The organism is Microbispora sp. ATCC PTA-5024 (assembly GCF_000511135.2).
Lineage (GTDB): Bacteria > Actinomycetota > Actinomycetes > Streptosporangiales > Streptosporangiaceae > Microbispora > Microbispora corallina.
The window spans coordinates 1,685,873-1,687,819 of record NZ_KI866522.1 but is presented as its reverse complement, the minus strand read 5'-3'; the positions used below and the strand labels follow the sequence as shown (position 1 = coordinate 1,687,819).

Below are 1,947 nucleotides of genomic sequence, written 5' to 3'. Positions count from 1 at the left end.
TCACGGAAGTCAGCAAGCTCCCCTTCGGTGCGAACAGCGTGCGGGAGATCACCATTGGCAGGGACAGCTACATGCAGTTCAGCGCGACCGCATCCATTCCACCAGGAAAGAAGTGGGTTTACTTGCGGGACGAGGGTTTTCCGCAGACGGACGCCCTTGTCGAGGGTCTCAGCCCAGGGTTCCTCCAGCTGATCGCCCCGGGTGCCGATTCCACCTCCAGTGGAAAGGTGGACGGCGTGCCGACCATCCTGTATTTCGGTGATGTCACGGTGCCGGAGATTCAGCCGAGTGGGGTGGGCATCCTGTTCGGACTCGAGAAAGGGCCGGAGCCCGGAGGGCGAATCAGGTGGAGGCTATGGGTCGGACCCGACGATCTGCCGCGGCGCTTCACCGTCTCCATCGTCTGGGACGCCCTTGAGGCGGAGAGAGTGCGGACGATGAAGTGGACCACCTTCTACAGGCACTGGGGAGACCGCGTCAAGATCAAACCTCCACCCAGGCGCCTGTGGGTCGACGTGAACGGACGGCCGCCCTCCTGAACCGCAGCCTGACACGTGACGCCCTTATGGGATGACGGGAGCACATGAGACATCGGCCCCGGCGACCAGCGGTAAGGCTTGGGTAGTCACGAGGTCGCTAGGGTGATGCGACGTGATGACCGACTCCAGCCGACTTGTTGATCCGGCTCCCTTGCCGAGAGCCGAGTTCGCCTTCCCCGGCTTGCTTCGCGATGCTCTTGTCGCAGCGATCCTTGACGGGCGCAAAGTCGCCACGACCTCTCTGGCCATCGAGTATGCGCAGTCGGGCGAGCCCCTGCCCAAGGTGGGCGAGCGGTCGACAGTGGTGGACTCCATCAACCGGCCGGTGGCTGTGATCGAGGTGACGAGTGTGCGCGTTGTGCCACTGGGGGAGGTGGACGACGCTCATGCCAGAGACGAGGGCGAGGGCTACACGGCGGTCACGCAGTGGCGAGCGGCCCATGAGGAGTTCTGGCACAGTCCGGAGATGCGCTCGTATCTCGGCGATGCGGCTTTCACAGTCGACGACACCACTCGAGTGGTCTTGGAACGCTTCCGAGTCATTGCCGACCTCCGCCCAGCTTGACGGTCGCAGCGGTTAGTGACCTCGTTCCCGGCCGAGGAAGCACGACAGGAGTCGCCTGAAGTCGTACGGGTGCTCGAGCGCCGGCACGTGCCCGCATCGGCCGAGCACGTGCAGACGGACATCGGCCAGGTGTTCGAGCAGGGGCAGGGCTGCCGTCCCGAGCGGGGTGACGCGGTCCTCGGCGCCGTGGACGAGCAGCACGGGCGCGCGGACCCCTGCCAGCGTTTGCGCCGAGAGGGTGAGGTCCTCGGCCCAACGTGCCCTGGGTGGGGGGAACAACGACGCGTATGCGGCCGCCCCCGCTCGCATCGCAGCCGCACGGGCAGCGACGGCCGACTCGGTCACGAGCGCTTGGTCGAGGACGAGGCGACTCAACATGTCTCGTGCCCCGAGCGGGTCGGCGGGGGCGGCCCATACCGCGTCGAGCTCGGCGGACAGCGGCGCCCCGGGGGCGCCCATCGTCGAGACCGCCACGACACGGGTGACCTGCTGGGGACGTGCGGCCGCCAACGCCAGCGCCACGGCACCGCCCATGGAGTGACCCACCACGGCGTAGTTCTCGACACCGAGAGCATCCATCAGGCCCGCGGCCTGCTCCGTCCACAGCCGGAGCCCACCCCTGGAGCCCGCCGGGACAGGTGTACGGCCGAACCCGGCCTGGTCAGGAGCCACCAGGTGCCAGGACGTGTCCAGCGCCTGTGCCGTCGTTGCCCAGGCGCCGGATCCGGTCGTACCGGGTCCGGAGCCGTGCAGCATCAGCACCGTGGGTCCGGTGCCGGTCTCCAGGATGTGGACGGGGGAGCCGTGGACTGTGACGGTCCGAGGTACGGTCACCGGGACAGG

The 1,947-nt window shown here is 67.5% G+C and carries 3 protein-coding genes; 2 read left to right on the top strand and 1 reads right to left on the bottom strand.

Translation table 11 applies throughout. The features are described from left to right. Positions 1-539 (top strand): hypothetical protein (locus tag MPTA5024_RS07440; RefSeq protein WP_036321017.1); only part of this gene is annotated, 539 nt, incomplete at its 5' end. Between the two features lie 115 nt (positions 540-654). Next, complete coding sequence (locus MPTA5024_RS07435; RefSeq protein ID WP_036323527.1) at positions 655-1,104, top strand: ASCH domain-containing protein; 450 nt, start codon at positions 655-657, stop codon at positions 1,102-1,104. A 12-nt stretch (positions 1,105-1,116) separates the two neighbouring features. Here the strand turns inward: MPTA5024_RS07435 and MPTA5024_RS07430 are convergent. Then, positions 1,117-1,947, bottom strand: an 831-nt coding sequence (locus tag MPTA5024_RS07430; RefSeq protein ID WP_232326269.1) for an alpha/beta fold hydrolase, incomplete at its 5' end; no start/stop codon positions are given.

Bases quoted from the DNA above. Each gene is read 5' to 3' on its own strand.
- MPTA5024_RS07435 (WP_036323527.1), top strand. From the start codon at position 655: ATGACCGACTCCAGCCGACTTGTTGATCCGGCTCCCTTGCCGAGAGCC.